This is a genomic window from Methanobrevibacter sp., assembly GCF_036307625.1.
Taxonomy (GTDB): Archaea; Methanobacteriota; Methanobacteria; order Methanobacteriales; family Methanobacteriaceae; genus Methanocatella.
Window position 1 is genome coordinate 1 of sequence record NZ_JAXJXF010000031.1, and the last position, 23,969, is coordinate 23,969.

The window sequence follows — 23,969 nt, forward strand, 5'->3', positions numbered from 1 at the left end:
ATTTATAATAGAATTTATAAATTATACAACATGATTTAATTGAAATATAATGATTTTAATTACTCAAAATTAGAAATTAACAATAATTATTAAAATAAAAAAGAAAACTGAAATTATTATTGTTTATTATTTTTAAAAAAAAATGAACATTTTAGAATATTATAATTAAATTATACTTAGTTAGTACTTAAAAAAAATTTTTTTTGAAAACATGGTGAATTTATGAACATCAATAATAATATGAAAATAGGAATAATAACTGCTGTTTGTGTAATAGGTCTTTTCGTATTATCTCTATTAATAACACAAATGCCGGCTGATGGAAATAATTCAGCGCGGTTTGGAGTTTTGACATTATTACCACCACTCGTGGCTATTGCATTGGCATTTATTACCAAGGAAACAATATTATCATTGTTTATCGGAATTTTCATCGGAGAATTTATGCTCTGCGTAACCGACTTAAATATTGTCAATAGTATCATAAATGCATTTTTAGCTATTGCACATCAAATCATTGCATGCATGTCAGATCCTTGGAATGCGGGTATTATCCTCCAATGTTTACTTATCGGTGGTGTAATCCAGTTAATAACAAAAATGGGTGGTGCAAAAGCTTTGGCAGATGCGTTGGCCAAACGTGCAGACACACCAAGAAAAGCACAACTCATTACCTGGTTTTTAGGATTATGCGTATTCTTTGACGATTATGCAAACTCATTAATTGTAGGTCCAATTATGAGGCCTGTAATGGATAAACTTAAGGTGTCTAGAGAAAAATTAGCATTTGTTGTGGACGCAACAGCTGCACCCGTTGCAGGTATCGCAATTATTTCAACATGGATTGGATTGGAAATAAGTTTAATTGCAGCGGGTTTTAAAACAATTGGAATGGATGTAAGCGGATTCGGAATATTTTTACAAACTATTCCCTACAGATATTACAACATACTCATTTTAATTTTCATTGTTATTTCTGCACTCACATTATATGAATTCGGACCGATGAAAAAAGCAGAACAGGAAGCACGTGCCAGAAAAGGTTTGGAACCCGTAAAAGCTTTTGAAGCACCTGGTTTTGATGAAGTGCAACCTGTTGAAGGCATTAAATTAAACGTTTGGAATGCAATCATACCAATTTTAACATTAATTGTCGGAGCATTGATTGCATTTTATTGGAATGGATACAGCGCCATTTTAAGTGGAAACGATCAAGCACTTATCACATTAATGAAAACTTCCCCATTATCATTTGATGGAATATTTGAAGCATTATCTGCTTCAGACACATCAGTTTCATTGTTCCAAGCTGCATTACTTGCATCCATAGTGGCCATGGTTATGGCAGTGGCACAAAGAATCATGACAATAGAACAAGCCATTAGCGAATGGATTGGTGGTATGAAAACTATTGTCATTACTGGAGTAATCTTATTACTCGCATGGTCCTTAGGTGGAGTAATCGGTGAAGTTGGTACTGCAGACTACCTGGTAAGTGTTTTAAAAGATACAATTCCATACTGGATTTTACCGTCACTGATTTTCATACTTGGAGGACTGATTTCCTTTGCAACAGGTACAGCATATGGTACAATGAGTATCCTAATGCCTCTGGCAATACCACTCGCATGGGCGGTTTCACCAGACATGGGATTCGTCATTACCTGTACAAGCGGAGTATTGACAGGAGCTATTTTCGGAGATCACTGCTCACCAATTTCAGATACAACAATTCTTTCAAGTATGGGTACCAGCTGTAACCATATTGACCACGTTCAAACACAAATTTACTACGCAGGATTTGTAGCAATTATAGCCATAATCTTCGGTTACATTCCGGCAGGATTCGGAATTCCTTGGTATATATCCATCCCTGTCGCTACAATAATGATGTTTGTCGGGTTGAAAATAATCGGTGAAAAAGTAGATTTTGAAAAAAACGTTGAAGAAGAAACTGCCTAAGTTTCTTCACTTTTACTATTTTTTTAAATTGACGAATGTGAAAACTTAAACGGATTGTGGTCTTCATATATCGCATCATAATATTTATTTAAAATTGTTGATTCCCACATATTATAATTTGCCTGCTCATTTTTCTCGAAGTTATAAGCCAAAATTCCAATTTTGCGCTCATATTCATTGATGTTATTTTTTTCACAAAAATCAGTGATAATATCAGGAATATATTCACAAGGGTCATCACTGCTGAACTCCAAGAACTCTTCATATTCCTGTTTTGAAAACAATTCTTCAGCTTCAATGGGGTCTTCATCAGATTTTATGGTGAATAACTCAATGTAAATATTATCCGCCAAAGGCAATTGATTGAACTCAATTCCCAAACCATATACTTTACCATTTTCCAAATTAAGTACAGTATGACCAGTTCTCTGACATGAAATCCAATTTTCAAATGCAGGTGTTACAATATCTTCAGGAGTCAAATTTGAAAGAACATTCTTCAGATGTTCCACTCCAATTACTTCAACTATTTCTTCCATGATTAATTATTTTATCAAACTAGCTAATAAATGATATTATGAAAAATATCCTCACTAGAGAGATGCAACAAAACCCATCACAACAAAACCTACAATTATACTGATGACTGTAGCAAAGGCACTATCTCCAAGAAGGCCCTTAACGATATATGCTACAATAGCTCCTACAAACAATGCTGCAATACCATTCATTTTATCTCCTCCATTAATAGATATATATTAATATGATTAACAACTATTTAAGACAGTTAAAGTATTTCATTTAACAAAACTTTATAAATAATAAAGTTAAAAATATAATTTAGGTAAGACTAAATTTTAGAGGTGAGAAAATGGGAAACATGGCCGAAGCTAGAAAAAACCTGCACAAGATAAATGAAAAAAAGAAATCCGATAAAAAATCCAAAACCAAAAAAGTTAAAAATTTCTTTTTCGGATGCTGTAAAAACAAATAATACCCTCTGAATATGAAATAACTATTCATTATCCATATAATCACTTACACCAAAAAAACCATCATCAAAATTTTTTTAACCAAATCATCAACGTGCAAATGCACACTTTACGAAATAATATATACTTTAAAAAAGTAATTATTAAACATGTTTTCTAAAGCTACTTTGAAAGAAAGAAGACAGTACTATCGTGAAGAATGGTCCGAAAATGATTTGCCAGACTTCATTGCTACCGATATCAAAAAAAGGGAATTTGGTTTCGACCATAATGGAACAGGACCAAATGACAGATATAAAGTCTTTAGAGGCAAGGAATCCCTGAGAAAATTTTTAAGATATAAGGCTCCTTTTGCAGCATATATCTCAGTAGCATTCTACAACAACCCCAGAAGAAGGGAAGACTGGCTGAAAGCAGAGTATATCTTTGATGTTGATGCAAAAGACATTCCAATCAGATCATGTCAGTGCGATAGCGTATGTGAAATATGTCTTGGTGAAGCTTTAGAAATCGTAAATACACTTATTGACACTTTGGAATCAGATCTGGGTCTTAAAAATATTCATCTAATCTATTCCGGAAGAGGTTATCACATCAGGATTTTAGATGATGAAATGATGACTGCAGGAAGTGAACTCAGGTCAGAGGTATTGAAATACGTTGCAGGTGCAGAAGTTCCCAAATCCCAGTTCGTAAATCCGGAAGTGTCAAATCAAAGTTTTAATTTTGAACATTTCTCCATTCCGGTAGGATACTCCAAAATATTCACCGACAAGGTCAAATTCAACATCAAGCATTTGGTTGGAAATGAAAAATTGGACGGAATCAATCCAAAGCTCATGAAAGACATTATTGCATCAAGGCATCACTTGGAAAATGACAATTGGGGATATTTCAAAAGGGATATCGGTCCTAGAAGATACAAAAATTTAGTTGAAGCTATGGCGCGTGTCAATCTTGCAACAATAGATGCAAAGGTATCCATAGATTTGAAAAGAATTTTAAGGCTTCCTTCATCACTTCACTCAAAGGTAAGTATGAAATGTATGGAAGTCAAAAATAGAGAAACATTTGACCCGTTCTCAAAAGCCGTTCCAAAATTTGTATACGAAAGAAAAGGTGTTTAAGATGGATAAAGTATTAAGAGACATTCTAAGGAAAAATCAGTATTTCGATGAAGTTAATGAGAACAGATTCATACCCCAGTTTTTAGGAGTGATTGTCAATGGTGTTGTAGTTTACCATGTAAACTGGATTGACATAGTCGACAAAGAAATAATATTTATGCACAAGGATATTCAGACACATCCTATCGTTTCACTTTTTTTAGATAATCTTAACTCATTAATGATAATAACCGATGAAGGAATAAAAGAAGTTTTATAAAAAAATAAGAATCATCTATCTGATTCAAGGCATTTGGCAACAATTTTATTGCTGACGATTTCTGCAGAATCATCAGCGGGAATTACATTCCATTCATATGTAACTTTACTTGTTTTGGAACGTGCCTTTCTTAAAGCATCAAGATTTTCAAACATTTCCTCTTCTTCATTACGTGATTTGATACGTCTTAATGATTCTTCGGGAGTTACATCCAAAAAGAACATGCAATCTGATTTTGGAAGCAAAACAGAAACGATTTTATAAATAATTACATTCACCACATTTGGAAGATACGCAACTGCCATAGTATATCTTGAAAAGATTAAAACATCAGTGTCCTTATTGTAATAAAACATATGGACTGATCTGATTGCATCCAATCCAAAATAGATTGTAGCCTTCAAGTGATTTATTTTACCTGTTTTTAAAAGAGCCTGTTTTGATTTCCTACCATACTTATTGTCATTACAGGGATGGGACCTAATGGTTACATCTCTACCCTGATTTCTGTAAACTTCAGCAAGCAAATTTACTTGAGTGTCTTTTCCGCACCCATCAAGCCCGTCAATGACAATAAACTTATTCATAATTCACCAAATCAATTATTTTGAAGCAAATACCTTTTTCTCGCCAATCGGATAAAATTCAGTGTATTTGGAATTTCTTTCAATAGGATTTCTATCAAGATTTTTAACCATATTGCTTAAAGTATCAATAGAAGCATCAACTCCATCAGGAGCACCTGAAGCTTCTGACAATTCGTCTCCACCCAAAGTTCCTCCCAAATCATTTGCGCCTGCAGTAAGTGAAACTTGTGCAAATCTGAATCCCATCTTAACCCAGGACACCTGTATGTTTGGAATTACATCCCTAAGCATTAATCTTGAAACGGCATATAGCTTTAAATCTTCAGTGCCTGTGGCTCCAAGATTTGATTGGCCTTCCAGGAAAATTGGAGAATACTCATGCATAAATGTCATTGGTATGAATTCCGTAAATCCATGAGTTTCTTCTTGAATTTGACGAATAATGTCAATATGTTCTACCCTTTCCTCTAAAGTTTCAACATGCCCATACATGATAGTTGCAGAACCTGGAATTCCAACCTCATGGGCTGTTTTAACAATATCTATCCATTCAGAAACGCTGACTTTCTCAGGACAAATCAAATCTCTTGAACGGTCAGTCAATATTTCAGCAGCAGTTCCGGGCAATGTGTCAAGACCTGCATCCTTAAGCCTTTCACATCCTTCAGCAATATCCATTCCTGAAACCATACATGCATCATTTATCATAGTTGGTGAAAATCCATGAATCATTACATCAGGATATTCATCTTTTAATAAATGCAGCAAATGCTCATAATATTCAATGTCCGCATCAGGAAGTACGCCTCCCATAACACAGAATTCATGAGCACCCTTTTGAACGGCGTCTTCAGCTTTGGACAATATCTGCTCATCATTCATTATGTAAGCTTCAGGATCATCAGCATCCTTTCCGAATGCGCAGAATCCACATCTGACAGTACAGATATTGGTAAAATTAATATTACAATTATTAATGAATGTTACGTTGTCCCCAACGATTTTATGTCTTAAATAATCAGCAGTTGCAAGTAAAGGATATAAATCTGGCCCTTTAATATTCATTAAATGGTTTGCCTCCTCAACAGAAATTGCTTCATCCAAAGAGTTTGTCAGAATCTTTTCTGTTTTAGAAGAAATTGGTAGTTTATCAAACATGATATTATATTATTCTAAATTAAATAAATACCTTTCTATTAATTAAATCAAATGTATGAAAATTTACATTATTTTAATTGAGAAATATCAATTTTAATAAATACAATATGCAAACAATGAAAAATTAATGAATTAACAAATAAAATAGCTATTTAAATGATGAATTATAAAGTCATAATATTATTAAATAGATGTGATATTATGGACAGTAGTGAAGCTATTTTTAATGGCCTTAAAGATGCAGGAATCGACTTTGTCGTAAGCGTTCCCTGCGTTAACTTATCAAAATTATTGGATATGCTTGATGAAGATGAGGAAATTACCCACATACCCGTTACTCGTGAAGAGGAAGGAATTGGAATATGTGCAGGAGCTTACCTTGGAGGTAAAAAAACTGCAATATTGATGCAAAATTCAGGACTTGGAAACTCAATAAATGCCCTCAAATCCCTAATGGAATTATATGAATTTCCATTACTTATGATTATGAGTCATAGAGGAACTGAAGGTGAAAATATCTGTGGACAAGTTCCAATGGGCAGGTCAACACCTAGAATATTGGAATCAATGGATTTCAAATTCTTCAAACCTGGAAATTCAGAAGCTGCCTATGAAGACATTATCGAATCCTGGGACTTATCACAAGAAGAGGGAAAACCCGTTTCAATACTTTTAGAAATCAGTTATTGGTGATATCATGGCAAGAAGAGAAGCAATTAGAGACATAATGAGAGACATTGAAGATGAACTTATAGTCTGCAATATAGGATTCCCATCAAGAGAACTGTATGACATAAAAGATAGGAACGAAAATTTCTATATGATTGGTTCAATGGGCCTTGCATCATCAATCGGTTTAGGCCTTGCTTTAGCACGTCCTGACAAGGACATTGTTGTTATCGATGGCGACGGGTCACTTTTAATGAATATGGGATCACTCGTAACAATATTTGCAAATAATCCTAAAAACTTAACTTGGATTGTAATAGACAACGGAGCATACGGTTCAACTGGAAATCAGGATACCTATGCACAAGTCATTGACTTATGTGAAATTGCAAAAAGCGTTGGATTTAAAAACAGCTTTAAATTCCAAGACATCGATTTAAAAGACATGATAAAAAGTGACAATTCCAGTTTTATCGTTTACGATACTGAACCTGGAAACTCAAAAGCACCTATCATTGACCTTACACCCGTAGAAATTAAAAACAGATTTATGGAAACTATTGAAAAATAGCTTTTCATATACTATTTTTTACAATTTTCCTTAAAATTCGTTAAACTTGTGAATACTCTATGTTTAAACACATACAAATAAATATAAATGATATATAAAGATTTTTTAATGAATTTAAAGAATTATAGTTATGGAAGAAATAGAATTGTACAAACTTCTGGGTTACATTAAAGTATCCCCATACAGGACAAAAACATTACAATCCTTAGGTAATGACCTCAAAATGCCGTCAGAAATTGCAAATGACATCAATATTAAAACCAGTCAAGTATCTGCAGCATTATCTGACTTAAAAAAGCATAATCTGGTAATATGCATTAACGAGGAAGTAAGAAAAGGAAGACTGTACAAATGCACAGAATTAGGATTGGAATTACTGGAATACATAGACTAACTAATCATAATAGCTGTCATCATAATAGCCCATTTCTTCACTTTGGTCGAAGTTCAAATCATCATCATAATCCATTCCCCAATCAGGGCTGTCTGACAAATCAGACCCGCAATTTTCACAAGTTGCTCTTGATGAATCATTCAAATGTCCACATACATTACAGGTTATCATGTTTAAATTGTGTGTATCTTATCATTAATATAAATTTGCAATATCATCACCAAAATCACAATAGCTTTTGCAGAAAATTATAAAAAATATTTAAATTAAATTGAATAGAAAATTCAAAAATAATTATACAATATTTATAAAATTTATAAAATAATATATTTTGTTTAACTAAATAAAAAGCTTTCTAGAAACATATTTAAGCATATGCCATAAACAGTTAATCATAGAATTGTAGGTTCTTATGGAAATTTTGCTTTTGATAGTAAATTGTTAAGGCAATACACATTTCATTTTCCAAAAGAAAAAACAAATTCTTAATTTAAAAAAAAGGGAGATTAAAATGGACATTAAAAAAATATTAGTCATAGCAATAATTGCTTTAGCAGTATTCAGCTGCTTGAGTGCTGTAAGCGCAGGATGGTTTGACTTTTTAGGAGGAGACAAATACTTGGTAGGCGATGGCGCACAAGTCAAAGTCCCAAGTAACTATACCGTTGATGATAAGAAGATAGCTGCATCATGCAAGGACATAAACATAACATTGACCCCTCAAAAAAGTACAGACGATAAATTTGAAAAAGAATTCTTTGGAGCCGTTAAATCAAACGGTAAAAAAGCAGGGTATGAAAATATAACAAACAATACCGTGAACGGGTATACACTTCATGAGTTCGCTGCAAAAACTGCTAAACTCAAAAATTTAACTGCTTCAACAGAAGTACCTGGAAGTGATGAGGCATGGATTACTTTCCCACCGGAAATTGCTGCTCCATTCGAGGACAACGTTGACCATTTCAGATCAGTTACATTCCTCAAAGATGGAAAAGAACATAAATTAATTATTTTCACAACTAATCCAGACACCAATTTATACACTCCAGAAATTGACGGAATTATCAACAGTATTAACGCTACTGCAGCAAAATAACTCAAGCATGAGATTTTTAGATTAATTTCTAAAAATCTTTATTACTTTTTTTAAAATTCAAGACTATTTTTAGATTGTTAATTAAAAAAAAGAGATTATCGTTTAGATTTTATTAATTTTAATAAAAATAAAAAAAACTGAAGTTGTGAATTACAACTCAGCTTCATTCAACTCCACAATTTTCTTATCGAAATCAGTCAATTTACGGGCAAGACCTGTAAAGTATGGAATATAAACTTTTGAGAATGTAACCCTTTCAGGATTTTGACCCATTTCGGCAATGCATTCTTTAACCTTTTCAATTTTACGTTCCACTTCATCATACATCAAATCACCAGGGAATTCACCGATGAATATTCCATCTGCACCATTTTCAAGTGCATATCTGATGTGTCTTGGACTTACACGATTTACTGAAATGACCTTGATAATGTGTATTGATTCAGGATAAGACAACCTGTTTACCCCAATATTATCTGCAGCAGTATATCCAATGTTATCTAAAAATACAAGAATCATACGTTCTCCTTCACGTTTTTTAGACAATACACCATTTATTGTAGCCACTATCTTCTCATCGACATTACCGTTTACAGTAATTGCCCTTTCTTTACATCCTACAAGACATTTACCACATCCTGTACAGCTCATCGGATCAATATATATCTCATCATCCTGTATACTCATGGACTTATATTTGCATCTGCTAATACAATCTCCACATACAGTACATTTTTCCTTATCTATTTCAGCGATGAACGGTTCAATTTCAACACCACCATAATTATACTCTGAAACCTTTGATGCAGCAGCAGTCGCCTGCATGATAGAATCTGTAATGTCCTTTGGGTCCTGTGCTGTTCCACATACAAAAATTCCCTGCACATCAGTGGCCACAGGCTTGATTTTTGGATGTGATTCCTTGATGAATCCGTCTTCAGTTGTTCCTATGTTTAAAATCTCAGCAATTTCACGAGTACCTAAAGAAGGTTCCATTGCAGTGGACAATACCACCATGTCTGCCTCAATTTCTACAAATTCACCTTTAAGTGTATCCTCGGTTCTTACAATGAAATTATCTCCTTTTTTAACAACTTCTCCCGGACGACCTCTTAAGAATCTAACCTCATTTTCCTGAGTGTGCTTATAGTATTTCTCAAACATTCCAGGAGTTCTAACATCAGTGTAACAAATCAAAACGTCAGTGTCTGGATATTTGTGCTTTATGATATTAGCATTCTTCAAAGCTACCGTACAACATATTTTCGAACAGTATCTGTGTCCATCAGGCTTTTCATCCCTTGAACCTACACATTGAATCATCACAACACGTTTTGGAACTTCACCATTTGATTTTAAAAGCTTTCCTTTTGTAGGACCATTTACACCGGTGATACGTCCGAGTTCAGACTGAGTAATCACATCAGCATATCTTGTATATCCATATTCAGGCCTTTTTTCCATGTCAAATAGCTTATGGCCTGTTGCAACTATAATTGAACCAACCTGCAACAATGTTTTTTCAGGTTTTCCTTTAAGTCTAATGGCCTTCATGTTACAAGTTCTAAAACAATCCCCACATTTTGAGCAGTTATCCATATCAATAACGTAACTTTCAGGATAAGACTGTCCAAATGGCCTGTAAATTGCTTTTCTCATGGATAAATTATCATTCCAGTCATTCGGAACTTCCACTTCACAAACTTCGGCACATTTTCCACAGGCAATACATTTTTCAGTATCGACATATCTTGGAGACTGCTCTACAATCAGATTATAGGTTCCTGCCCTTCTTTCAGCCTCAATTACCTTTGAATTAGTTAAAACTTCAATGTTTTCATTCCAAACAAGTTCATTCAATATCGGATTAAGAAGACACATCCCACATTCTTCAGCAATCTTGACCGGTGAGAACACCTTACCTATCTTAGCCATGTGCCCACCGATAGAAGGTGACTGCTCTATGATGGTAACTTTAGTTCCCTGCTTTGCAAGGGACAGTGCTGCATTCATTCCAGCAATGCCTCCTCCGATTACTGCTACTTCCTTAGGAGTTTGGCAATAAATCGGGTCTACGGCATCGGACTGCTTAACCTTTTCGATTGAAGCATTGATTAATGTAATGGCCTTATGGGTTGCCCTTTGCTTATCATCATGCACCCATGAACACTGTTCCCTTATATTTGCCATATCCATCAAATAAGGATTTAAAGGTTTTACATAATCCTGAAATGTTTTTTCATGACTTATAGGTGAGCATGCTGCTACGACGACCCTGTCCAGGTCATGGTCAAAAATTGCATCCCTGATTATTTTACGTCCATTCAATGAACATAAATTCTCGAATTGACCGATAAACTCAACATCCAATGATTCTTTAACTTCATCCAAATCTATAATATCTGCAATGTTTCCACCACATTCACATAAAAAAACGCCAACTTTTAAATCATCCCTCATTTTTCAACCTCCTTCAAATCTTTAATGACCGAATCAATTGGAACTGTATGGGCCTTTGCACCTATTACCTTATCAAAATCTCCTCCCATAGCCAATGCCATGAACTGTGTAATATTCAAATGGATAGCCCTGAAATTTCTGCCTTCGCGCTCTGAAATTAAATGCTGATACCTGTCAAATTGAATATGGCAATTCGGACATAAATGTACCAATATGTCAACATCCTCATCAGCAATGGCATTCATTTTATCCGCTGTAGCTGTAAAAGACAAATCAGGATTGGAATATCTTTGTCTGAATCCTGTTCCACAGGTAGCTCTTTTATGGTCATACCATCCAATAGTCTTACAGCCACATTCTTCAATCAATTCATCCATGATATTCGGATCCCTTACACCGCCGATTGTATCCTCATAATGAACCTTACAGTAATGGCATCCGTGATGGGTTGCTATTGTATAATCGCTTAAATCATATTTGATGTTTTCCTTGATTTTATCCTTTTTGCCGTAAAGGATATCCACCACATGAAAAATATTTTCAGTTGGCTTTAAATCATCCTTTTCATATTTCAAATGGGACAAGCCGTTTTCATCAAAGAGTTTGTTAATATGTTCCCTCAAGTCATCCTTTTTATTCAATAGCTTAACTGACTTTTTGTTGATGGCATAACATGTAGCGCACATCATTACAAGATTAGGCCTATTCAATTCATGGGCTATCTTGAAATTTCTTGCCCCAATGGCTGTTGTATCAATCTGATTGAAAACATCGGAGTAATGTCCAAGTCCTGTACAGCATGTTTGCTTATCTGAAATTGCATAATCAATGCCCAATTTGTCAAAGACGAACTTGGTTGACGCTTCAACTCCAGGATATTCGACACTTACCAAACAGCTTCTAAACAGTAGAATATTTTTATCAGGAACATTCTTCATGTTCTTCCTCCTGAGATTCTCTTATTTTATCAATCTTATCTTTAAAACCTGTTATTGTTAATATTTTACTAACTTCATCAATTACTTCCTTCGAAGGCATCAATGGAGGATCCAATTCCAATTCACTTCGAATTTCATCAAGGTTCTGTCTGAAATCCCACCATCCGGGAACATCCCTGTCTATATCCTCGAAGAATATTTCAGGTATTGCACCGATTGCCGCTGTAAAATAGCTATCTGCAAAGCCCATATATTCATAAAGCTTATCGTAACCTATTCCATTAGTTATTGCGAACTGTTTAAGAATTTGGTTAACTTCACAGACACTGTTTCCAACAGGGCATACGCTGTGACAGGTATAGCAATAAAAGCAATTCCAAATATTTTCATCTTCCAGAATTGTTTCATCACCATCCAAAACCCTTTCTATAATATCGCGGGGATTATAGTCGGAGTGTCGTGCAGCGGGACATGTTGAAGTGCACATTCCACATTGCACACATTTTAAAACGCCATCTTCCTTTGAATTTTTAACGTCCTCAATTATTTCTTCAGCAAAATCAATTGGTGAGTCTGTAATTTTTTGTTGAGAAGTCATTTTATCACCAATTACAATTCAAACTCCCTATCTTCAATCATTTTCTTTAATTTCAATGACAGTTTGTTTCCTCTTAACCTATCTGACTGTCTGCAGATAATTGGAATATTCACTTCGCTACCGTTTATAGTTAAATCGACATCACCGGTCTTCATGTTAAAGGCATCATGCCTGCAGAAATTAGCACACATACCGCATCCGAAACAATGGGCCAGATTCAAATTATTCTTTGCAAATGCATTGGTAGGACAAATCTCTTCAACAAAACAGCTTTCGCACTTGGAACATTTGGCCCTGTCATATTGTGGTCTTAAGTCATTTCCATCCCACATTTTTCTGTAATTTGTTTCATCCAGCGGCAAATGACGACCCTTAATATCTGCAACCGGCAAATTAATGTCCTCATCTTTAATCAGTAAGTTATTATATATTTCTTCAGACAGGACAGGAATTGGAATGGCAACAGTATCATAGATTTCTCCGCCCTGACCTGTTTTAAAGCCTCCCAAGTAGTACGGATCCATTTTTGTCAAATCACCAGTCAACATCAGATTTGGCTTTTCAGGGCTTGACCTTGTACCGTCACCTAAGATATATCCTTCCGCACCGTTTATGAGAACTCTTTTGCCTTCCTTAATTACATTATGAGGAATATCGTTTTGAAGCGGATTTAAATCGCCGCAGCCTGAAAATGTCAGACCTGACAAATTACCTTCAAGAGGAGTTGCTGCAAAAATGGATGGAATGGCTTCAGTGTTTGGATTTGTAAATGCTGTGTAGTTTTTGAATGCCATACGTGCGCCAATAATCTGACCACGAGTAATGTCATCAATTGTTATTGTATTTTCAATTGTTTTATCATCGGCACTTTCAACCCTCACATCAATAGGCTTTCCTTCAAGCAGGTCTTTTAACAAGAATCCTCCACCATAATTTTCATCATGTATTGAATGTGCAGTACCGTGAAGAATTACATCCACAGATCCCAACCATTCATTAGGACAAGGGCCTGCATATGCCGGAACCCCATTTAAGTACACCTCATTGGCCCTTATGAATTCACCAGGGCCTGAAACTATGAAGTTTAGAATGGCTGCTGTTCCGCTCATCACCCCACATGTTCCGCATGTCACTACATCTACCTCTTCAAAACTTGGCGCATCATCATTTTTTATTAGTTTTTTAAACTCTTCTGCCGTATATATATTAGCTTCGCCGTTTTCAATTTTCTGATTTATTTGACTGATAGTTCGTGTTGTCAATTTATCTACCTTCTGTTAGGTTTTTTGAATTGAAACCATAGCCCAAGTTTATTGTTTCAATTTTAACATATAACTACTTATTATTAACTAATAATCATTCTATTTTACCAACTGTATCTCCTCTAAGACCTCTTCTTAGGGTTTCAAGAGAGGTAATGTCATCACTTGAAATATTTCCAAGATTAACCGTATTTCCAAGTTTCAGTATGAAAAATACCTGCTGGTCCTTATTCGGAGCTTCCCAAAGAATTTTGTCTCCATTGAAATTGTCTAAAATATAATCTATTTCATCCTCTTTTGCATTTCCTGCCTTGTCGAAAATTCCAATATTCTTTCCGCCTTCTCTTGCCTCTACAATTATCAATGAGGAACCTGAATTTAGTTCTTCCTGCATATATTGGATTCTTTCATCCAATGACAGTTCCTTATCCAAATTAGGGTCTTTTTTGCCCACTTCAGACAGTACCTCAAACCCATCGCTTTTAGCAAGTTCGATGCATTCCAATTTATCTTCATGAGGAATGTTTACAGAACCGTCTGACACTTCAATGGCAGGAAAACCCAATTCATGCGCTTCTGCAAAAAATTCTTCCAGCTTATTAGATTTATAAGCCAATTCAAACAAGGTTCCTCCAGTATATGGAGTAATCTGATGGGATTTATACATTTCAACCTTGGATTTTATTATATCCTGTTCATGAACGATTGATGTTCCCCATCCGAATTTCAAATAATCCACATACTCTCCGGAAATATTCATCAGGCTTTCTGCAGTTTCAAGGCCTAAACCTTTGTCCAAAACCATGGTCATTCCGCAATCCCTTGGTTTTTCTTCTCTTGGAACAGATAAAAATTCAAATGATTTCACAAATATCACACGTGTTAATTTATTTTTCTAAATTATAAATAATTAAATATTATATATAAATGTTTTTAATACTTTGCTTTTAAATAGCTTTAAAAGGCTGTTATATCACCTCATAAAAAAAATAACAGATATTATATTGAAATTTTACATGAAAAATTTTAATAATACCCTTTCTAAAATAAAAAAATATGAATTATGAAGAAATTAACTTGGGTGAAACACATATCCGGTTAAAAACAGACATATCAAAACATCACTTAAAACATTTTATATTTAAAGTCAGATCGGATTTGACAAATTACATTTCAAAAAACCAGGATTTTTTGCTTTCAATAGAACCCATCAAGTTAAATGACGAATCATTGCCCCAAATAATAAGAACCATGAATAAATCATCACATATCTGCGATGTTGGCCCTATGGCCTGTGTTGCAGGAACAATATCTGAATTGTCCCTCAATTATTTAATAGAAAAGGAATCCAAATATTCAATTGTTGAAAACGGCGGAGACATTGCCCTAATCAATGATGAAAAAGCATTGTGCGGAATCTATTCCAATAATGAAATTCTCGGAAATGAAATCGCATTTAAAATCAAGCCCAGAAAAAAACCGCTGGGAATATGCACATCCTCCGGAAAAATAGGTCATTCCATCAGCTTTGGAAAATCAGATAGCGTAACTGTAATTGCCAAATCGCCTTCAATTGCAGACGGACTCGCTACCCGAATAGCCAATGAAGTCAATGGTCAGACCTCTGAAGACAAGGTGACAAATGCCCTGGAAGCTGCAGAAAATTATAAGGAGCATTATGAAGGGATTTTAATAATTTCAGAAAAAAATATTGGGACAATAGGCAAATTACCTGAAATTGTTGAAACAAATGAATTTGATATTAAAATTTGAGATTCAAACAAAAAAAACTAGATTTTTGACCACCCATGTCAAATGACTTAAAGACATGTTATTAAATTTATAATTTAATTTGAAAAATCAATTTTTGTAATAATAATTTGATGGAATATTTAAATATGAGTTATTATCAATATATAATTATTAAAAAAAAGTGATAATAAATTATAATCCCATATAATTTATCATAATGCCAACATCAAGTTGGACATATTTTTAAATAAGAAAAAATAATTCTTATCAAATTCTTTAATAAAAGAGTCAAGATATTAAATTTCATATTTAATACAATTTAAATACGAAAAAATATCTTAAATAACCTCTGGACATGGGGGATGGCACGGCAGATACGTAATCCGTGAAAAAATAATCCTTGAAGCTTTCAAGGTAGTCCAAATTTAACTAACAGAATAGTTAATTTAAAGGTTAGATAGTTATGTATAAGGATGAAATGATACAATTACATCAATTTTTAGTATATGTTTTAAAATACTTAGCAGAAGATGATCAAATAACTAATGACTGTAGCGAATACATTACACTAAAAATAAGCCCGCACCACATACATAAGACAAAAGCTGAACACAAACATGCTATTTTTGTCCTTTGTAAAATTATCTCTCAAGTTATTGCAGATAAAGAAGGAAACTCAATTCCTGAAAATGTTCGCAATTCCTTAGCAGATTTAGTGTCACGTTCTGAAAAAGAACTAAATGTGGCTTAAATCTTTACTTTTTTTACTTTTTTTAAATATTTTTAATAACAATAACCTTCATATTAAATATTATGAAAGGTGTTAACAAAATGCTTTGTTTGGTTGACGGAGAACATTATCTTCCAGTTACCAAAGAAGCAATAGATACTTTAAATAAATTAGAACACATTGATATATCTGCTGCTGTTTTTATAGGAGGTACTGAAAAGCTCAGAGACGATTCCGAGGAATCTTACTCTGAAAAGCTAGGTGTGCCGGTTCAGTTTGCAAAAGATAAAGACATCCCATATGACATTATTGTTGACATGATCAGAAAATATGACATCGATACAGTAATGGATTTGAGCGACGAGCCGATTCTTGATTATCCCAAAAGGTTTAAAATTGCATGCAAAGTTTTAAACGAAGGAATAACATATGAAGGACCTGATTTTAAATTTGAACCTACTTCACAATATGAAATTATGGAAAAACCCTCCATCACAATCCTTGGAACTGGAAAACGTATCGGAAAAACTGCAGTTTCAGGATTTGTTTCAAGATTGATTGACAAGAACGGTTATGAACCATGCGTAATCGCCATGGGAAGAGGTGGACCGGAAGAACCGGAAATAGTTCACGGCGAAGAGCTGGAAATCAATGCTAAATTTTTACTAGAGCAATCCGAAAAAGGAGTTCATGCAGCAAGTGACCATTGGGAAGATGCATTAATGAGCAGAATACTGACAATCGGATGCAGACGCTGTGGCGGTGGAATGGCAGGTGAAGTATTCCTGACAAATATGAAACAAGGAGCAAAATTAGCCAACAAAGTCGACTCCAAATTTGCAATATTTGAAGGAAGCGGAGCAGCAATACCTCCAATCAAAACCGATAAAAAAATAGCGCTGATTGGAGCAAATCAACCAATTGAAAACCTGACCACATATTTCGGACCATATAGAGTTGGTCTTGGAGACCTTGTTATCCTGACCATGTGCGAAGAACCTATGGCAGATAAAGACAAAATAAAAAAGATAGAAGAATTTGTAGCTGATGTAAATCCAGATGCGACAGTGATTTCAACAGTATTCAGACCTAAGCCATTGGGCAATCTGGCAGGCAAAAAAGTATTGTTTGCAACTACAGCCCCTGAATCTGTTAAAGACAAATTGGTTGAATATTTAGAAAGAAATTATGACTGTGAAGTTATCGGAACTACCGCACACTTATCAAACAGGCCATTATTGCGTCAAGACATTCAAAAATATATCGATGAAGCGGAAGTTATGTTAACCGAACTTAAAGCGGCTGCAGTTGATGTTGCGACTAAAGATGCACTCAGTCATGGATTAGAAGTAGTTTATTGCGACAATATTCCTGTTGCAATCAATGAAAATTATCCGGATTTGAAAAAAACTGTAATCAAATTAGTCGATTCAGCAATTGAGAGTTTCAACAGTTAGTTATATAAATTCTATTTTTTCATTTTTTATACATATTTTAAAATTTCAATACCCAAATCAGTATTTTTATACAAACGTCCTTTTTTAGCTTCTTCATTTAAACAAACAACAATACCTTCCTTTTTTAATTCTTTTAATACATTAGAAACATGATTGGTTCTCAAACCCACTTCTTCAGCGATAACAGAAGGAATTTTAATATCATTTCCTATACATTTTATAATATTTGTCCTATATTCTGATGCAATTACATAACCAACCAATTTAAAAATTTCATTTTCATTCATAATATAAAGTTAATCCTTTCTAGTAAAAAAGAATTCGTATAATAATATTATAACATAGATTATATTTAGATACAAAATAAACATCATTAATTAAGAAAAACTTAATTTATAATGAAAAATAAATACATAAATTAATGACACGAATAGCTATTGGTGTTGGAGAAAATGAAAATATTATTCAAGCATGCCATATTTTCAAAGAAAAACACCCAAAAAACGATATAATATTGATTTATAGTGATGAAGATTTAATCAAGGCAGTATTAGATAGAAATATCGATTGTGTGATACGTGGATCACTTCCCGCATCCAATATCATGAACCAACTGAAAGAAAAATACCCAAATCTTTCAAGGGCAACTTACATCAATAAAGAAGGATATGAATTACTACTAACACCTGTGGGAATCGATGAAGGAAATACTGTTGAAGATAGATATAAACTGGCAATACAATGTTCTGACTTTCTAAAACAAGTTGGAAAGAAACCTAAAATTGCAATTCTTGCTGAAGGCAGAGAAGATGACTTCGGAAGAGGTAAAGAAGTTTCAAACTCACTTAAAGAAAGTAAAAAATTAACCAAACTCATCCAAGAAAATACCGACGATGAAGTAAAAAATTATCACATTTTAATTGAAAAAGCAATAAACGACAAATGCAATGTTATTATTGCTCCAAATGGAAGAGTTGGAAACATAATATTCAGAACACTTGTATTACTAAATTCCTGGCCTAGTTATGGTGCAATTACCTTTGGAATGGACAGGACTTACATTGATACAAGCAGAGACCAGAGCATTGACGGTTATGTCAGAAGCTTGATTTTGGCCGAACTTTTAACAAAGGATTAAAAAAAGACATACTTATCAAATACAAATCATTTTGTGATTAAAATGGGAGAAAACATATTATACAGGATTTATGAATGGTACATTTCTCGTGATTTAAAACCGGAACAAATGCCGAAACATGTTGCCATAATCATGGATGGAAACAGACGATTTTCCAAACTCCAAGGAAATATAGATGTTGTCAAAGGACATGAAATTGGAGTAGATACCTTGGAAAAAGTTTTAGACTGGAGTATAGAACTTGGAATAGAAATCATTACAGCATATGCTTTTTCAACAGAAAATTTCAATAGGCCACAACATGAAGTTGAAGGCTTAATGAATTTATTTGTTAAAAACTTCAAAAGACTAGTAACCCATGAAAAAATCCATAAAAACGAAGTGAAAGTGAAAGTTGTTGGACGAACAGAATTACTGCCAGACAATGTAAAAGAAGCCATTCAAGAAGCAGAGGAAGCTACTAAACACTACAAGAAAAGATTATTTAATCTAGCTATAGGATATGATGGTCGTTTAGAAATTATTGACTCATTTAAAAAAATTATTTCAGAAGTTCAAGCCGGCAAGATTACCGTTGACGATGTCGATGAAGACCTAGTAAGCAAGAACCTGTATACAGAAGGATTGGATGATCCTAACCTAATTATCAGAACAAGTGGAGAAGAACGCCTAAGCGGATTTTTACTCTGGCAATCATCCTACTCTGAATTGTATTTCTGTGAAACATTGTGGCCTGAATTAAGAAAAGTCGATTTCATTAGAGCTATTCGATCATACCAAGCAAGAGACAGAAGATTTGGAGTTTAAATAATGATTGACACACACTGCCATATTGATTTTGAAGACTTTGATAAAGACCGCAAAGAAGTTTTAAAAAGAGCTGAAGATAATTTGGATTTAATTATAGCATCAGGCTTTAACAAACAAAGTAATCAAAATGTTTTAGAACTTTCAAAAGAATATGAAGGTTTTATATATCCAACATTCGGTTTTCACCCAGTAAGTTCACAGAATTCAACAGATGAAGAATTGAAAGATGCTCAAAATCATTTAATCGACAATCTATCAAACATTGTAGCTGTTGGCGAAGTGGGAATGGATTATTATTATGTCACCGACAAAGCCCTCAGAGAAAGGCAGCAGGAAATTTTCACCAGTTTTTTAAATCTTGCAAATGAATATAAAGTTCCCATCGTAATGCATGTGAGGGATTGTGAAAAAAAAGCTGTCAATATCATTGAAGACTATGACGACATACCTTATTTTGTTTTCCATTGTTATGGAGGCAGTTTAAAGACTGCAAAAAGAATAATGAATAGGGACAACTGTTTCATGAGCTTTTCAACCATACTATGCTATTCAAAACATCATCAGGATTTAATTGAAAAAATAGATTTGAACTATGTTTTAACAGAAACTGACAGTCCATATTTAGCCATGACAAAAGAAGAGCGAAACGAACCTGCAAATGTGGTTAATGCAGTTAAAAAAATTGCTGAAATTAAAGATATGGATTTGAGCACTGTTGATGAGATAACAACAAACAATGCCCGTAAGATTTTCAAAATCTAGTAATGATATGTGAAATTCAAATTCAACAACACATCATTATTTTCTTTTACAGCCTCAATAACCAATTCAAAATCTGTAAAATCATCCATCACTAATTTAATCAAATTCCATTCCAAAAGTGAATCATTCAAATATATTATAAAATGACCGTCATCCATCCTGACGGACCTTCTGCAAAACAGCTTGAATGCATAGAAATAAAGTTCCAGTCTAAAAATCAAATCCTGTTTATCCCCAACGCCTTTTGAAAAGAATTTTTTTAAATCTTCCTGTAAAACTTTACCTTTACTTATACACAATAAGTTCATAGTCATTTACCTGATTATCATTTGAGATAATGTCGATCAGCTCATCCTGAAGTTTTGATGCAACGACATCAAAAGTTTGTGAAGAAATATCCTCATTCATAATAAACCTTTTTCTATAAAAACCTCTTTTGCAGCAATCATGCCATTGATTGCCTTTGGAAAACCTGCATAGGCACTCATCTGCATTATTATTTCAACAATTTCACTAGGGTCATTTCCAACGTTTAATGCTGCGTTAATATGGTCCTTCAACTGTGGAATTGTTCCGATTGTAGTCAATGCGGCAACTGTACATAACTCCCTTGTTTTCAAATCAACCTCATCACGAGTGTATATTTCAGCGTATGGAAATTCAATTGCAAATCTTGACAAATCAGGTGCAATATCTTCCAAATCCTTGAAAATCTCTTCAACTGACATGTTCTGAATACTTTCTATACATTCCTTTCCTTTTTCGTATCTATCCATAATAATCACTACTAATAATATCTCCTTAAACCCATTTAATGTTAGCTGTTGTGAAAACATAGTGAGGTGAAAAAACCGGATTGTACAATTTGTTTGTGGATGATGTTGAGTTAAAGCAAGTTGCCAATGATTTTCTCAAATTATAATTAATCCTGTCCCCTATAGAATCAAGCTCACTTTTACTGTACTTATCCGATATCTTGGCATAGACCTTAAACTGGATTTTTTGTTTATCGTAATTATTATCCCTGCCCAAGTCGTTATATGTTATGTTGATAATTTCCACCGAATAGGGATGCAGCAAATTACTTTTCGATAATGAATAATCATTATAAGAATCTTTTGAGTATATTGCCGCTGATGAAGTTCCAAGTCCTTCAGTTACACCATTTCTGGCAGCACCCATTGCCGTGTTCAATTCATTTTCATATGCAATAAACTGTATTGACATCATTACAATGATTATCAATACTCCTGCCAAAAGAAGATATTCCCCTGCAATCTGTCCTCTGTTGCCCATCATTTTATCACAATCTTTCCGTCTTCATCCTTGCTGATTATATAACTTCTTCCACTATACAGTTTATACTTAGAATCTATTTTTAAGGGCAGTACAAGTGTTTCACCTTTTTTATTTGAAAATTCAATTGTCAACTTATTCTTTTCAACAGAAATTTCATAAAACCCCTGTTTTGAATCCAGATGAATTAGAACCGAATATCCCACGCCATTTGCATTAACCTGATTTATCATATTTGCCACATAATCCAAAATCAATCTATGATTAACATTATCGGCAATATTATTAGTTGAGCCAATTGATGCTGATGTGAAAAATAACAATCCCACAGCAATAATCAATACAATAAAGATTAAAAACAAATATTCAATAGAAATAAAACCTTTTTTGTCCATATTTTTTAATTATTTTAAAAATTAATAAAGTTTGTTGAAATTAAAGGTCAAATTTGATACATAATTATTAAATAATACTTGAAATAAAAAATTATATCATGAAAGGAAAAGTAATTTTCATTGGTGCAGGTCCCGGAGATCCTGATTTGATAACCGTTAAAGGAAGAAGAGTAATTGAAAATGCAGATGTTATTATTTACGCAGGTTCACTTGTAAACAAAGAAGTTTTAAATCCTGCAAAGGATGATTGTGAAATTCACAATAGCGCATATTTAAATCTAGATGAAACAGATGCCATAATAACTGAAGCAGTAAATGAAGGTAAATTAGTAGCACGTGTACACACAGGAGACCCTTCAATTTACGGTGCAATCGGAGAGCAAATTCGTGAACTTAAAAAACATGACATCGAATATGAAATTATCCCAGGAGTCAGTTCACTATTCGGTACAGCCAGTGTCTTGGAAGCTGAATTGACATTGCCTGAAATCTCACAAAGTGTAATCATCACACGTCCTGAAGGCAGAACACCAAAACCTGCCGGTGAAAGCATTGCAAGTTTTTCAAAACATCATGCAACCATGTGCATCTTTTTGGGAATCGGTATGATTGACAAGGTTGTCGAAGAGTTGCTGGTAGGTTATGAAAAAGATACTCCTATAGCAGTTGTGAAAAAGGCCACATGGGAAGACCAAGAAATAATTAAAGGAACACTTGATAATATTGCAGAAAAAGTTAAAGATGCTAATATAACAAAGACTGCAATGATTGTAGTGGGAGATGTCTTAGACCCCGGTGATTTCAACCCATCTAAGCTATATGATAAAAACTTTAAACATGAATATAGATAAAAATTAGGAAATTGAATATTTCCTAAACTACTTTTATTTTTTTAAATAGGAATATTTTTTTAATCAAAAAAAAGTTAAGATAATTTACTAATGAATTCCAATATTTTATCCGCAGTTTGCTTTTGCTGATTTTCAGGAGTGATTTTTGCTTCACCATCACCTTCCTGATAGCCATAATAAGCAAATTGCTCATGATTACCACCGTCAATTACAAATTCAGTCAAGTTGTCCATCAATGGTTTTGACTCATTATAGGCTTTCATATTCAATATCTTATCATTGGAACCGTAAATTGACAATACAGGCTTGCTAACATGACTGTTGGGATATGCAGCCAATAATACAACAGCATCACCTTTACCTGTATGATTGGTAAATCCTACAGCAGAAAGTCCGCCCAATGAATGACCTGCCAATACATAATGTGAATAATTAGTTGAATCGATTATTGAATCTGCAGTGTTCTCACCGAAAAATGCAAAATTGAAAGGCATCTGAACTAAAGCGCAATCCACACCCCGACTGGAAAGATTAATCATCAATGGAAGATAAGCTATATAATCGTTTTTAGCCCCAGGATAAAAAATTAGCAAAGTATCATTACCTGAACCATTTAGCAAATATCCATAATCCTGTTTAACTACAGAAACATTCTCAGTTCCGTTTAATAAATCTGTTGCATTTTTTTCTGCATGCCTATAA

Annotated in this window: 32 protein-coding genes; 15 read left to right on the forward strand and 17 right to left on the reverse strand. The window is 33.8% G+C overall.

The window, feature by feature from the left end; translation table 11 throughout:
• Positions 1 to 222: 222 nt before the first annotated feature.
• A complete protein-coding gene (locus UIB65_RS01720; protein WP_330039424.1) occupies positions 223 to 1,962 on the forward strand; it encodes a Na+/H+ antiporter NhaC family protein in 1,740 nt (579 codons plus the stop codon).
• A gap of 23 nt (positions 1,963 to 1,985) precedes the next feature.
• Here the strand turns inward: UIB65_RS01720 and UIB65_RS01725 are convergent, their stop codons facing one another.
• Both UIB65_RS01725 and UIB65_RS01730 read right to left on the reverse strand, forming a co-directional pair.
• Positions 1,986 to 2,504: a hypothetical protein gene (locus UIB65_RS01725; protein ID WP_330039452.1), complete on the reverse strand. Its 519-nt coding sequence runs from the start codon at positions 2,502 to 2,504 to the stop codon at positions 1,986 to 1,988.
• A 51-nt stretch (positions 2,505 to 2,555) separates the two neighbouring features.
• Entirely contained in the window at positions 2,556 to 2,693 is a 138-nt protein-coding gene (locus tag UIB65_RS01730) for a hypothetical protein (RefSeq protein ID WP_330039425.1), read from the reverse strand.
• A gap of 140 nt (positions 2,694 to 2,833) precedes the next feature.
• Here UIB65_RS01730 and UIB65_RS01735 point away from each other — a divergent pair, with 140 nt between their 5' ends.
• From UIB65_RS01735 to UIB65_RS01745, 3 genes are all read left to right on the forward strand, one after another.
• Positions 2,834 to 2,956: a hypothetical protein gene (locus tag UIB65_RS01735; RefSeq protein WP_330039426.1), complete on the forward strand. Its 123-nt coding sequence runs from the start codon at positions 2,834 to 2,836 to the stop codon at positions 2,954 to 2,956.
• Between the two features lie 147 nt (positions 2,957 to 3,103).
• Positions 3,104 to 4,081: a DNA primase catalytic subunit PriS gene (gene priS, locus UIB65_RS01740; protein ID WP_330039427.1), complete on the forward strand. Its 978-nt coding sequence runs from the start codon at positions 3,104 to 3,106 to the stop codon at positions 4,079 to 4,081.
• A gap of 1 nt (position 4,082) precedes the next feature.
• On the forward strand, positions 4,083 to 4,340 hold the full coding sequence (locus UIB65_RS01745; RefSeq protein ID WP_330039428.1) for a hypothetical protein: 258 nt from the start codon (positions 4,083 to 4,085) through the stop codon (positions 4,338 to 4,340).
• An 11-nt stretch (positions 4,341 to 4,351) separates the two neighbouring features.
• Here UIB65_RS01745 and UIB65_RS01750 read toward each other — a convergent pair whose 3' ends face one another.
• Both UIB65_RS01750 and cofH read right to left on the reverse strand, forming a co-directional pair.
• Positions 4,352 to 4,927 (reverse strand): thymidylate kinase, encoded by a 576-nt coding sequence (locus tag UIB65_RS01750; protein ID WP_330039429.1) that lies wholly within the window; start codon positions 4,925 to 4,927, stop codon positions 4,352 to 4,354.
• 15 nt (positions 4,928 to 4,942) lie between these two features.
• The gene (cofH, locus tag UIB65_RS01755) at positions 4,943 to 6,085 is read right to left on the reverse strand and encodes a 5-amino-6-(D-ribitylamino)uracil--L-tyrosine 4-hydroxyphenyl transferase CofH (protein ID WP_330039430.1); all 1,143 of its coding nucleotides are present in this window, start codon (positions 6,083 to 6,085) and stop codon (positions 4,943 to 4,945) included.
• 201 nt (positions 6,086 to 6,286) lie between these two features.
• Between cofH and comD the strand changes: the two genes are divergently transcribed.
• The 3 genes from comD (at position 6,287) to UIB65_RS01770 (ending at position 7,719) form a co-directional block, all read left to right on the forward strand.
• The gene (gene comD, locus UIB65_RS01760) at positions 6,287 to 6,778 is read left to right on the forward strand and encodes a sulfopyruvate decarboxylase subunit alpha (RefSeq protein WP_330039431.1); all 492 of its coding nucleotides are present in this window, start codon (positions 6,287 to 6,289) and stop codon (positions 6,776 to 6,778) included.
• Between the two features lie 4 nt (positions 6,779 to 6,782).
• The gene (gene comE, locus UIB65_RS01765; RefSeq protein WP_330039432.1) at positions 6,783 to 7,325 is read left to right on the forward strand and encodes a sulfopyruvate decarboxylase subunit beta; all 543 of its coding nucleotides are present in this window, start codon (positions 6,783 to 6,785) and stop codon (positions 7,323 to 7,325) included.
• A 130-nt stretch (positions 7,326 to 7,455) separates the two neighbouring features.
• The gene (locus UIB65_RS01770) at positions 7,456 to 7,719 is read left to right on the forward strand and encodes a MarR family transcriptional regulator (RefSeq protein WP_330039433.1); all 264 of its coding nucleotides are present in this window, start codon (positions 7,456 to 7,458) and stop codon (positions 7,717 to 7,719) included.
• On the opposite strand, the gene UIB65_RS01775 is transcribed toward UIB65_RS01770, so the two are convergent.
• Positions 7,720 to 7,890: a hypothetical protein gene (locus UIB65_RS01775; RefSeq protein WP_330039453.1), complete on the reverse strand. Its 171-nt coding sequence runs from the start codon at positions 7,888 to 7,890 to the stop codon at positions 7,720 to 7,722.
• 340 nt (positions 7,891 to 8,230) lie between these two features.
• On the opposite strand from UIB65_RS01775, the gene UIB65_RS01780 reads away from it, so the two are divergent.
• Entirely contained in the window at positions 8,231 to 8,818 is a 588-nt protein-coding gene (locus tag UIB65_RS01780) for a hypothetical protein (protein WP_330039434.1), read from the forward strand.
• Between the two features lie 150 nt (positions 8,819 to 8,968).
• Here the strand turns inward: UIB65_RS01780 and hdrA are convergent, their stop codons facing one another.
• From hdrA to comA, 5 genes are all read right to left on the reverse strand, one after another.
• Entirely contained in the window at positions 8,969 to 11,278 is a 2,310-nt protein-coding gene (hdrA, locus tag UIB65_RS01785; protein WP_330039435.1) for a ferredoxin:CoB-CoM heterodisulfide reductase subunit HdrA, read from the reverse strand.
• The gene (gene hdrB / locus UIB65_RS01790) at positions 11,275 to 12,216 is read right to left on the reverse strand and encodes a ferredoxin:CoB-CoM heterodisulfide reductase subunit HdrB (protein WP_330039436.1); all 942 of its coding nucleotides are present in this window, start codon (positions 12,214 to 12,216) and stop codon (positions 11,275 to 11,277) included. The genes hdrA and hdrB overlap by 4 nt, the downstream gene beginning before the upstream one ends.
• Positions 12,200 to 12,814, reverse strand: coding sequence for a ferredoxin:CoB-CoM heterodisulfide reductase subunit HdrC (gene hdrC, locus UIB65_RS01795; protein ID WP_330039437.1), 615 nt, complete (start codon positions 12,812 to 12,814; stop codon positions 12,200 to 12,202). Before hdrC ends, hdrB begins: the two co-directional genes overlap by 17 nt.
• Before the next feature lie 11 nt (positions 12,815 to 12,825).
• Positions 12,826 to 14,076, reverse strand: coding sequence for a methanogenesis marker 16 metalloprotein (locus UIB65_RS01800; RefSeq protein ID WP_330039438.1), 1,251 nt, complete (start codon positions 14,074 to 14,076; stop codon positions 12,826 to 12,828).
• Positions 14,077 to 14,170: 94 nt separating this feature from the next.
• Positions 14,171 to 14,944 carry a phosphosulfolactate synthase gene (gene comA, locus UIB65_RS01805; RefSeq protein WP_330039439.1) on the reverse strand — a complete coding sequence of 258 codons (774 nt, stop codon included), beginning with the start codon at positions 14,942 to 14,944 and terminating at the stop codon, positions 14,171 to 14,173.
• A 188-nt stretch (positions 14,945 to 15,132) separates the two neighbouring features.
• On the opposite strand from comA, the gene UIB65_RS01810 reads away from it, so the two are divergent.
• The 3 genes from UIB65_RS01810 to UIB65_RS01820 all read left to right on the forward strand — a co-directional run bounded on the left by UIB65_RS01810 (position 15,133) and on the right by UIB65_RS01820 (position 18,015).
• Complete coding sequence (locus tag UIB65_RS01810; RefSeq protein WP_330039440.1) at positions 15,133 to 15,849, forward strand: UPF0280 family protein; 717 nt, start codon at positions 15,133 to 15,135, stop codon at positions 15,847 to 15,849.
• 442 nt (positions 15,850 to 16,291) lie between these two features.
• Positions 16,292 to 16,579: a UPF0058 family protein gene (locus UIB65_RS01815; RefSeq protein WP_292880176.1), complete on the forward strand. Its 288-nt coding sequence runs from the start codon at positions 16,292 to 16,294 to the stop codon at positions 16,577 to 16,579.
• A gap of 62 nt (positions 16,580 to 16,641) precedes the next feature.
• Positions 16,642 to 18,015, forward strand: coding sequence for a 2,3-diphosphoglycerate synthetase (locus tag UIB65_RS01820; protein ID WP_330039441.1), 1,374 nt, complete (start codon positions 16,642 to 16,644; stop codon positions 18,013 to 18,015).
• Positions 18,016 to 18,041: 26 nt separating this feature from the next.
• Here the strand turns inward: UIB65_RS01820 and UIB65_RS01825 are convergent, their stop codons facing one another.
• Positions 18,042 to 18,302: a helix-turn-helix domain-containing protein gene (locus tag UIB65_RS01825; RefSeq protein ID WP_296803110.1), complete on the reverse strand. Its 261-nt coding sequence runs from the start codon at positions 18,300 to 18,302 to the stop codon at positions 18,042 to 18,044.
• 134 nt (positions 18,303 to 18,436) lie between these two features.
• On the opposite strand from UIB65_RS01825, the gene mtxX reads away from it, so the two are divergent.
• The 3 genes from mtxX to UIB65_RS01840 are packed head-to-tail and all read left to right on the forward strand — an operon-like array spanning position 18,437 to position 20,725.
• Entirely contained in the window at positions 18,437 to 19,153 is a 717-nt protein-coding gene (gene mtxX, locus UIB65_RS01830; protein WP_330039442.1) for a methanogenesis marker protein Mmp4/MtxX, read from the forward strand.
• Positions 19,154 to 19,195: 42 nt separating this feature from the next.
• Entirely contained in the window at positions 19,196 to 19,960 is a 765-nt protein-coding gene (uppS, locus tag UIB65_RS01835; protein WP_330039443.1) for a polyprenyl diphosphate synthase, read from the forward strand.
• 3 nt (positions 19,961 to 19,963) lie between these two features.
• Complete coding sequence (locus UIB65_RS01840) at positions 19,964 to 20,725, forward strand: TatD family hydrolase (RefSeq protein WP_330039444.1); 762 nt, start codon at positions 19,964 to 19,966, stop codon at positions 20,723 to 20,725.
• Here the strand turns inward: UIB65_RS01840 and UIB65_RS01845 are convergent.
• The 5 genes from UIB65_RS01845 to UIB65_RS01865 are packed head-to-tail and all read right to left on the reverse strand — an operon-like array spanning position 20,722 to position 22,416.
• Positions 20,722 to 21,033, reverse strand: coding sequence for a hypothetical protein (locus UIB65_RS01845; protein WP_330039445.1), 312 nt, complete (start codon positions 21,031 to 21,033; stop codon positions 20,722 to 20,724). The genes UIB65_RS01840 and UIB65_RS01845 overlap by 4 nt on opposite strands.
• The gene (locus UIB65_RS01850; RefSeq protein WP_330039446.1) at positions 21,011 to 21,133 is read right to left on the reverse strand and encodes a hypothetical protein; all 123 of its coding nucleotides are present in this window, start codon (positions 21,131 to 21,133) and stop codon (positions 21,011 to 21,013) included. The genes UIB65_RS01845 and UIB65_RS01850 overlap by 23 nt, the downstream gene beginning before the upstream one ends.
• On the reverse strand, positions 21,130 to 21,501 hold the full coding sequence (locus tag UIB65_RS01855) for a carboxymuconolactone decarboxylase family protein (RefSeq protein ID WP_330039447.1): 372 nt from the start codon (positions 21,499 to 21,501) through the stop codon (positions 21,130 to 21,132). The genes UIB65_RS01850 and UIB65_RS01855 overlap by 4 nt, the downstream gene beginning before the upstream one ends.
• Positions 21,502 to 21,526: 25 nt before the next feature.
• Positions 21,527 to 22,024 (reverse strand): hypothetical protein, encoded by a 498-nt coding sequence (locus UIB65_RS01860; RefSeq protein ID WP_330039448.1) that lies wholly within the window; start codon positions 22,022 to 22,024, stop codon positions 21,527 to 21,529.
• Positions 22,021 to 22,416, reverse strand: coding sequence for a hypothetical protein (locus tag UIB65_RS01865; protein WP_330039449.1), 396 nt, complete (start codon positions 22,414 to 22,416; stop codon positions 22,021 to 22,023). Before UIB65_RS01865 ends, UIB65_RS01860 begins: the two co-directional genes overlap by 4 nt.
• Positions 22,417 to 22,514: 98 nt before the next feature.
• Here UIB65_RS01865 and cobM point away from each other — a divergent pair, with 98 nt between their 5' ends.
• A complete protein-coding gene (cobM, locus tag UIB65_RS01870; protein ID WP_330039450.1) occupies positions 22,515 to 23,267 on the forward strand; it encodes a precorrin-4 C(11)-methyltransferase in 753 nt (250 codons plus the stop codon).
• 74 nt (positions 23,268 to 23,341) lie between these two features.
• On the opposite strand, the gene UIB65_RS01875 is transcribed toward cobM, so the two are convergent.
• Positions 23,342 to 23,969 (reverse strand): alpha/beta hydrolase (locus tag UIB65_RS01875; protein ID WP_330039451.1); only part of this gene is annotated, 628 nt, incomplete at its 5' end.